Here is a 301-nt window from a genome sequence, read left to right on the forward strand (position 1 = left end):
AAAGGCTTCGTCGAGTCTCTCATGTGTCCGACAGATCAGCACCCTAAGAGACATGGCTAACAGCAGGGCCAGATCACGAGTCTGCTCTGCATGGCGGACACAGTTTACCAGCAGTCAGTCGGCTTCCCGTTCCCGGCCCTGGTGCCAGAGCACAATCACCAGGTGCAACTGCAGGCGCACCTCGCCAACCCGGGCAGAGCGTGCTGGCCTGTTCCTGGCCTGCCTGCTGCTATCGCCCATCGCCAAAATCATTCCATCCTATGCCACTGCCCCCGCCCTGCTCTATGTCGCGGTGCTGATG

At 60.5% G+C, this 301-nt stretch carries 1 pseudogene; it reads right to left on the minus strand.

The window, feature by feature from the left end:
- Positions 1-234 (minus strand): annotated as a pseudogene (locus tag E5Q11_RS18235) (hypothetical protein); the annotation flags it as partial.
- Between the last annotated feature and the right edge of the window lie 67 nt (positions 235-301).

The sequence above is a fragment of the Marinobacter confluentis genome, from assembly GCF_004785685.1.
Taxonomy (GTDB): Bacteria; Pseudomonadota; Gammaproteobacteria; order Pseudomonadales; family Oleiphilaceae; genus Marinobacter; species Marinobacter confluentis.